The following is a 5,672-nucleotide window of genomic DNA, read 5'->3' on the forward strand; positions in this document are numbered from 1 at the left end:
GCGAAGATGCGTCGGCTGTTCGACGTGCTGATCAGCGAGACGGCGAAGGCAGGCTATGCCGAATATCGCACGCATCTCGGCTGGATGGACAAGGTCAACGCCACCTTCGACTTCAACGACCACGCGATGCGCCGGCTCAACGAGCGGGTGAAGACCGCGCTGGATCCCAACGGCATCCTCGCGCCGGGCAAGCAGGGCGTGTGGCCCGCCGCCTATCGCGATCTTTCGGGGGGAGGAAAGGCATGAGGAACGGCGCGATCGCGCTGGTCATCGCGGTGGCCGGCTTCGGCGCCGCACTGGCGCAGGGCGGCCCGCATGACGCGGGCCCGCCGACCTATCAGATGCGCGCGCCGGAAAGCGGCGGGGACAGGTTCGCCGCGTCGCAGGATGCGGCGGCAATTTTCTCGCACCGTTGCGGCTATTGCCATCTACCGGCGGGAATGGGCACCAATTTGCTGACCAAGCAGCAGGTTCTGGCAGGCAATCCGCCGGCGATGGGGTTGCTCACCAATCGCAACGATCTGGCGGTGGATTATGTGATCGCGGTGGCGCGCAACGGCAAAGGCGCGATGCCGCCGCAGACGCGCGTCGACATCACCGATGCCGAACTCAAGGCGGTCGCCGCCTATCTCGCCAAAGGGAAAGCACGGTGATCGTCGACCGTCGGCAGGCGCTCACCGGGTTGATCGCGGGGGCGGCGCTGAGCGGTGCGCCCGCGGCGCGGGCGGCTGTGCGCGATGCACAGACGGTGATCGTGGCAGATCTGCGCTTGCCTGCAGTACGGCGGCTGACCGCCGGATATCGCCCCGCCCGCCTGATCGACCTGTCCGCCGCGCATGCCGATCTCTGGCGCGAGATGCGCGGCTTCGTCCCCGGCGGCGCACGCGTCATCGGGGTGACGCGGTGGAGCGACTGGATCGCGGTGCGTGGCCTGTTGATCGAACGCGGGCTCAGGGTCCGCGCCGAACGCCCGCTCGCCGTGGTGCGCGCGTTTTTCTGGGAAATGTCCTGAGTTGGAGTATCGCCGCATGATCCGCCTGTCCCCGCTCATTTTTGCCCTTGCCGCGCTCGCTGCCGCGCCGGCGGCGGCGAAGGAATATGTCGTCCACATGAAGAACAGCGGCGCGGCGGGGATGATGGCGTTCGAGCCGATGGTGGTGAATGCGAAACCCGGCGACACCGTGCGCTTCGTCCCGACCGACGCCTCGCACAATGCCGAGACGATCCCCGCGATCTGGCCCGCCGGCGCGCCGCCGATCAAGGGCGCGATCAACAAGGAGGTGACGCTTTCGGTCACCAAGGCCGGCATCTACGGCATCAAATGCCAGCCGCATTATGCGATGGGGATGGTCGCGCTCGTCATCGCCGGGAACGCCAATCGCGCGGCGGCACAAGCCGCCACGCTGCCGCCGCTCGCCGCGAAGCGGTTGAAGCCCGCGCTGGCGGCGATCCGATAGGCGCTACGCCGCTTTCTCGTCCGCGAAGCGCAGCTTGAGCGCGCCGAGCGCGATCGCCGCGATCAGTGATCCGGCGGCGAGCGCGATCGCCACGCCGGCGAGCGGCAGGCCGGCGCTGAACAGCACGCCGGCGAGGATCGGCGACAGCGCCGCTCCGCCCCGCCCGATGCCGATCGCAAAGCCGGTGCCGGTCGCGCGCACATGTGCGGGGAAGGCGCGCGCGAAGATCGTATAGAGCCCGACGACCGCGCTGTTGGTGAACAGCCCGGAGATGCACGCCAGCGCCGCGAGCCCGCCGAGCGAGCGCACCCCCGCCGCGCCGAACAAGGCGACCATCACGGTAGACAATATCAGCGCAACGATCGTCATCGGCTTCAACGCGAAGCGCTGTGCGAGCAACCCGAAAATCGCCCCGCCCACCGCGCCGCCGACATTGGCCCACACCAGCACCCCCGCGGCCTGCGCCGGCGGATAGCCCAGATCGACGACGATCTTCGGCGACCATTTGAGGATGAAGTAGAAACTGACGATATGCGCGAAATAGGCGAGCGTGACGAGCAATGTGGTGCCGAGCAGCCCGGGGCGCAGGATATCGGCGACCGAGGCGCGCGCCGCGCCCGTCTCCACCGGCGGCAGCGCATCGACCGGCGCATGGCCGAAACGCGCCAGCGTGCGGTTCACTCTTTCCAGCGCGTTTTCCGGTCGCCTGGCGAGCAGGAATTGCACCGGCTCCGGGACGAAGAACCACACCAGCGGGATGAAACAGGCGGTGACGATCGCGCCGAATTCGAACACCGCGCGCCAATCCCCGCCCTTGAGCAGCAGCGCGGCGATCAACCCGCCGAGTACCGCGCCGATCGGATAGCCGATCACCATGATCGCCAGCGCAAGATTGCGCCGGCGCACGCTGGCAAACTCCGCCGCCGCGGCATTGATCGCCGCGAGCATCCCGCCGATCCCCAGCCCGGTGAGCAGCCGCCAGACGGAGAGCGTGGTGACGTCATGCGCGGTCGTCACCATCGCCATGCCGATCGCCATGGCGACGAGACAGCCCAGGATCGTGCGCCGCCGACCGATGCGATCGGCGACCCCGCCGAGCAGCACCGAGCCGACCGCCATGCCGATCAATTCCATCGACAGCACGATCCCCAGCACCTTGCGGTCGATGCCCCATTCGGCGGCGATGCCCGGCGCGGCGAAGCTGATCGACAGCACGTCGAAGCCGTCGAGCGCGTTGAGCCCGACGGTGATCGCCACCGCCGCGATCTGCAGCCAGCTCATCGGCGCCTCGTCGACGATCGCGCGCGGATCACGGTTCATCTCTGATTTCCTCCCCTTGGATACAGGCGCCGGCTAGCGTCGCACGTCCGATGCGAGAATCTTGCCGAAGCGCGGATGCGCGAAATGCATCGGCACGTCCTGACGATACGGCCAGGTCCGCCGGTGGTGGCTCGCCGGGAGCAGCCGGTCCGGGCCGATCGGGTCTTCCGGAAAGGTGCGCGCGGCGGGTTGGAGATGCGCGGTGGTGTGCGCCCAGCCCGCCTCATAATCCGCCTGCCATTGCATCATATAATCGAGGCGGCTGATCTTCCACACGCCATCCTCGCGCACATAGTCATTCTCGTAAATGCCCGCTTCCATGAACTGCTGCGGCATGCCTTCCTCGCGTGTGTCCTGGAAATCATCATGCCAGCCGCCGAACAGCATCCCGCGGAACCGGCCCTTGGCGGTGCGCCGATCGGGCGCGACGGTGATCACGTCCTGCATCTGAAAATGATCGAGCAGCAGCCCGTCGACCGGCCCCGGCCGGCCGCCGGTGAAACGCTGCTGAATCCAGTCGCCGTACAGCCGCCGGATACCGGCATGGCCGACATATTCGCCCGACAGGAACACCACCACGCCATCATCGGCGAACAGCTCCGCCACCTGATCGGGCAGGTTGAAATCGATATAATAGCCATAGGCCCAGTGCAGCCGGCGAATCGCGTTGATGTCCTCCAGTTCGCCGATGCGATGCTCCAGCGCATCGAGCCGCTGCGCGAGCGCGGCGATATCCGTCTCTGGCATGATCCTCTCCCTCGCGGTATTTGTATGCAAGACTAACGAATAATCGTGGATTGGCGAGAGGAAATCGGCATGGGCGAAACGCAGGACTGGCGCGGCAAGGTGGCGTTCGTGACGGGCGGGGTATCGGGAATCGGCTTCGGCATCGCGCGCGCCTTTTCGGACGCCGGGATGCGGCTGGTGCTGAGCTATCGCGACGAGGAACGGCGCGCGGCGGCGGCGCGCTGGTTCGCCGAGCGCGGGCGCGAAGCTCCATTATTCGTGCCGCTCGACGTGACCGACCGCGCGCGCTTCGCCGCGGTGGCGCAGGAGATCGACGCCGCGTTCGGGCGGCTCGACGTGCTGGTCAACAACGCCGGGGTCAGCGTGTTCGGGCCGACCGACGAAGCGAGCCACGCCGATTACGACTGGATCATGGGGGTCAATTTCGGCGGGGTGGCCAACGGGCTGGTCGCGCTGCTGCCGCTGGTGAAGCGCACCGGCGCCGGCGGGCATGTCGTCAACGTCGCGTCGATGGCCGCCTATCTCTCCGGCCCGCAGGCGGGAATCTACACCGCGAGCAAATTCGCGGTGCGCGGGCTGACCGAGAGCCTGCGCTACAGTCTCGCGCCTTACGGCATCAATTGCGCGCTGGTCTGCCCGGCGTTGACCCGTACCGACGCCTGGGGCAGCGCGCTCAAGCGGCCCGATGTTTTCGGCGAAAGCGGCTTTGCCCCGGCCGATCGCGCGACGCTCGAACAATTCGGCACCGCGTTCGAGGCGGGGATGGATCCGCTCGAGGTCGGTGAGAAGGTCTTGGCAGGAATGTCACGCCGCGACGCGCTGATCCTGACCCATCCGGAATTCGCGGAGGATTTTCGCGAGATCTACGAAACCAGCATCGCCGCGCTGCCCGACGAGCCGGCACCCGAGGCGCGGCTGGCGATCGAGCGTCTCCGCCGCGAGGCCGCGCGCGCCGCGCTCGCCGGCAAGACGATCGGGCTGGAGAATCTCACCTGACCCTAAAACCAATAGGCGATCGCGCGCATCTCGATCGACGCGCGCGGCGGCGCTTCGGCGGGGCAGTCGGGGTTGTCGAACGCGACATGCGGCACGCAATGCGCATGGCCGGCGTCGCTGTCGTTGGTCTTGAACACGATCGCCTCGTCGCGGGTGAGATCGGAGAACCAATGCCAGCGATGCGCCGGCGAATGCGCCGCGAGCAGCCCCTCGAACGACCAGAGGTCGGCGCCGTCGCGATCGAATATCGCGTCCGCCGGCAACAGATCGCCCGCCGCCACCGTCCGCGCGTCGCATAAAGCGAGCGGCACGTCCTGCGGCGCGGGGGAGATCGCACGCCAGACATTGTAATGCGCGGTCCGGCGCGGCGCGGCGCGATCCGCCGGGCGCGCGCGATCGGCGAATTGCGCGGCGGCGACATCCGACACGTCGACATGCGCGAACCGTGCGGGTCGCGAATTGTCCAGCGCGCCGGACTGCGCCGAACGCTCCGCGAAACGCAGCACCCCCGCGCCCGTCACCACCACTGCGTCGGCGCCGGCGAGCTCGGCGATCAACCGCTCGATCTCCGCGGGATAGACGCGCGCCACCGCCTCACTATCGGCGAAATCCGCTACCGCGCTGCAATGCTTCACGAGCGCGAAGCCCTCGCGGTCCAGCCCTGTCGCCAACCCGCGCGAATCGGTAATCGCCATCACCTCCGGCGCCAGCACAACGGTGTCGCGCCGGGAATCGTTGGCGAAATAGCGCATCCGCCCCTGCCCGCGCGCCACATAATTGATCGCCGCCCGCATCGCCGCGTCTCCCAAATCAATTGTTTGTTTTGCTTACTATTGTGCGGGGTGAAGGCGCAGCACGCAAGCGCGTCCGCACAGGCTGTCAGCGGTTATGGTGGTAGTTCGCCTACTCCTTGTCACCCACGAAACTGTATGCCTAACTCACAAACGAAGCACGCAACGTCACGCGTCTTCGGGGGAAGGGCCGGCCGTGGAGCTTGGGTCCGCCCCGCATCAGGAGAGGAACTGCGATGCACCATCTCACCCACAAGCGTCTGACGGCGGGGCTGCGCGCCTCGGCCTCGACCGCCGCCCTTCTGTCCACGCTGGCGATCGCGGCGCCCGCCTTCGCGCAGGACGCCGGCACCGCGCCGGC

At 67.7% G+C, this 5,672-nt stretch carries 8 protein-coding genes; 5 read left to right on the forward strand and 3 right to left on the reverse strand.

Annotated features, from left to right (window positions below):
• The 4 genes from BGN95_RS15185 to BGN95_RS15200 all read left to right on the forward strand — a co-directional run.
• Positions 1-246: FAD-linked oxidase C-terminal domain-containing protein (locus BGN95_RS15185; protein WP_286773175.1), on the forward strand; the 246-nt coding region annotated here is incomplete at its 5' end.
• The gene (locus BGN95_RS15190; protein WP_286773176.1) at positions 243-653 is read left to right on the forward strand and encodes a c-type cytochrome; all 411 of its coding nucleotides are present in this window, start codon (positions 243-245) and stop codon (positions 651-653) included. The genes BGN95_RS15185 and BGN95_RS15190, both read left to right, overlap by 4 nt.
• The gene (locus tag BGN95_RS15195; protein ID WP_286773177.1) at positions 650-1,012 is read left to right on the forward strand and encodes a hypothetical protein; all 363 of its coding nucleotides are present in this window, start codon (positions 650-652) and stop codon (positions 1,010-1,012) included. Before BGN95_RS15190 ends, BGN95_RS15195 begins: the two co-directional genes overlap by 4 nt.
• A 16-nt stretch (positions 1,013-1,028) precedes the next feature.
• Positions 1,029-1,457 (forward strand): pseudoazurin, encoded by a 429-nt coding sequence (locus BGN95_RS15200; RefSeq protein ID WP_265311922.1) that lies wholly within the window; start codon positions 1,029-1,031, stop codon positions 1,455-1,457.
• A 3-nt stretch (positions 1,458-1,460) separates the two neighbouring features.
• Here the strand turns inward: BGN95_RS15200 and BGN95_RS15205 are convergent, their stop codons facing one another.
• Both BGN95_RS15205 and BGN95_RS15210 read right to left on the reverse strand, forming a co-directional pair.
• On the reverse strand, positions 1,461-2,777 hold the full coding sequence (locus tag BGN95_RS15205; RefSeq protein WP_286773178.1) for an MFS transporter: 1,317 nt from the start codon (positions 2,775-2,777) through the stop codon (positions 1,461-1,463).
• Positions 2,778-2,810: 33 nt separating this feature from the next.
• Positions 2,811-3,524 carry a nuclear transport factor 2 family protein gene (locus BGN95_RS15210; RefSeq protein WP_286773179.1) on the reverse strand — a complete coding sequence of 238 codons (714 nt, stop codon included), beginning with the start codon at positions 3,522-3,524 and terminating at the stop codon, positions 2,811-2,813.
• Positions 3,525-3,593: 69 nt separating this feature from the next.
• Here BGN95_RS15210 and BGN95_RS15215 point away from each other — a divergent pair, with 69 nt between their 5' ends.
• The gene (locus tag BGN95_RS15215; RefSeq protein WP_286773180.1) at positions 3,594-4,520 is read left to right on the forward strand and encodes an SDR family oxidoreductase; all 927 of its coding nucleotides are present in this window, start codon (positions 3,594-3,596) and stop codon (positions 4,518-4,520) included.
• 2 nt (positions 4,521-4,522) lie between these two features.
• Here BGN95_RS15215 and BGN95_RS15220 read toward each other — a convergent pair whose 3' ends face one another.
• Positions 4,523-5,314 (reverse strand): CmcJ/NvfI family oxidoreductase, encoded by a 792-nt coding sequence (locus BGN95_RS15220; RefSeq protein WP_286773181.1) that lies wholly within the window; start codon positions 5,312-5,314, stop codon positions 4,523-4,525.
• Positions 5,315-5,672 lie beyond the last annotated feature (358 nt).

This window comes from Sphingomonas sp. 66-10, from assembly GCF_001897045.1.
Classification (GTDB): Bacteria; Pseudomonadota; Alphaproteobacteria; order Sphingomonadales; family Sphingomonadaceae; genus Sphingomonas; species Sphingomonas lycopersici.

What these genes read in the sequence shown, in the direction of transcription:
- BGN95_RS15220 (WP_286773181.1), bottom strand. Translation starts at nt 5,314, where the DNA reads ATGCGGGCGGCGATCAATTATGTGGCGCGCGGGCAGGGGCGGATGCGC.
- BGN95_RS15215 (WP_286773180.1), top strand. Translation starts at nt 3,594, where the DNA reads ATGGGCGAAACGCAGGACTGGCGCGGCAAGGTGGCGTTCGTGACGGGC.
- BGN95_RS15205 (WP_286773178.1), bottom strand. Translation starts at nt 2,777, where the DNA reads ATGAACCGTGATCCGCGCGCGATCGTCGACGAGGCGCCGATGAGCTGG.
- BGN95_RS15210 (WP_286773179.1), bottom strand. Translation starts at nt 3,524, where the DNA reads ATGCCAGAGACGGATATCGCCGCGCTCGCGCAGCGGCTCGATGCGCTG.
- BGN95_RS15190 (WP_286773176.1), top strand. Translation starts at nt 243, where the DNA reads ATGAGGAACGGCGCGATCGCGCTGGTCATCGCGGTGGCCGGCTTCGGC.
- BGN95_RS15200 (WP_265311922.1), top strand. Translation starts at nt 1,029, where the DNA reads ATGATCCGCCTGTCCCCGCTCATTTTTGCCCTTGCCGCGCTCGCTGCC.